The sequence below is a fragment of the Paraburkholderia caffeinilytica genome, from assembly GCF_046030355.1.
Lineage (GTDB): Bacteria > Pseudomonadota > Gammaproteobacteria > Burkholderiales > Burkholderiaceae > Paraburkholderia > Paraburkholderia caffeinilytica_B.
Map to the genome: position 1 here is coordinate 1 of NZ_JAQQCQ010000060.1, position 1,214 is coordinate 1,214.

The window sequence follows — 1,214 nt, forward strand, 5'->3', positions numbered from 1 at the left end:
CGCACCACCTTCGAACCACGCGGCAATCTTCATCCGCTCGTCGTCGGTCATGTGCGTGACGTTGCCCAGCGGCATCGCCTTCAAGGTCACGGCCTGCTGGTAGATCCGCTGTGCGTTCTGCGAGATATCGTCCGGCGTATCCAGCAGCACGCCGGCCGGCGCGCTGCCCATCATCGTCGGATGCGCGGAGTGGCATGCCACGCAGCGCTGTTGCAGCACCGGCGCGATGTCGGCCACCTTGACCGTCGGCGCGTTCGCGGCCTGCGCTTGCGGCACGACCGGCTTCGGCATGGTCCAGAAGAGGGCGGCGAACATCAGCACGATACCGACCAGCGGCAGATACCACAGCACCTGGCCACGGTGACGCATCACGAAGAACTGGCGAATCAGCGCGCCGGCCAGCATGATCATCAGGAGCACGACCCAGTTGTACTGATTCGTGTACGTCATCGCGTAGTGGTTCGACAGCATCGCGAACACCACCGGCAGCGTGAAATACGTGTTGTGCACCGAACGTTGCTTGCCGCGCTTGCCGTAGATCGGGTTCGGCGTTTCGCCCTTGAGCATCGCGGCAACCATCTTGCGCTGACCCGGGATGATCACGAAGAACACGTTCGCCGACATGATCGTTGCCAGCATCGCGCCCATGATCAGGTAAGCCGCACGGCCCGCAAAGATATGGCACGCGAGGTACGCTGCGATCAGCACATAAATGCCGACGCAGACGCCGAGCACCTTGTCCTTATTACCCAGGAGGCGGCACAGCGAGTCGTAGACGATCCAGCCTGCAGCGAGGAAGCCGAGTGCCGAAGCAACCGCGACCACCGGGCCCATGTCGAGCACGTTCCTGTCGATCAGGTACGTGGACGGCGAGAGCAGGTACAGCACCGTGAAGAGGCTCGCGCCCGACAGCCACGTGGTGTACGAGGGCCACTTGGACCAGTGCAGGTCGTCCGGCATTTCCGGCGGCGCGACGGTGTACTTCTGCATGTTGTAGAAGCCGCCGCCGTGCACGTGCCACAACTCGCCGAACACGCCGCGCTTGCGCTGGTTCGGGTCGGTAGGCGGTTTCAGGCTGTTGTCGAGTGCGACGAAATAGAACGATTCGCCGATCCAGGCGATGGCGGCGATGACGTGAAACCAGCGCAAGGCCAGGTTCAGCCAGTCTGTGATAAAGCCTTCCATGAAACTCCTCCACTTCTGATTCGTTGTAC

The 1,214-nt window shown here is 62.3% G+C and carries 1 protein-coding gene; it reads right to left on the minus strand.

All coding sequences use genetic code 11. The features are described 5' to 3' along the window. Positions 1–1,185, minus strand: a 1,185-nt coding sequence (locus PQQ95_RS36510; protein ID WP_408447247.1) for a urate hydroxylase PuuD, incomplete at its 3' end; no start/stop codon positions are given. Between the last annotated feature and the right edge of the window lie 29 nt (positions 1,186–1,214).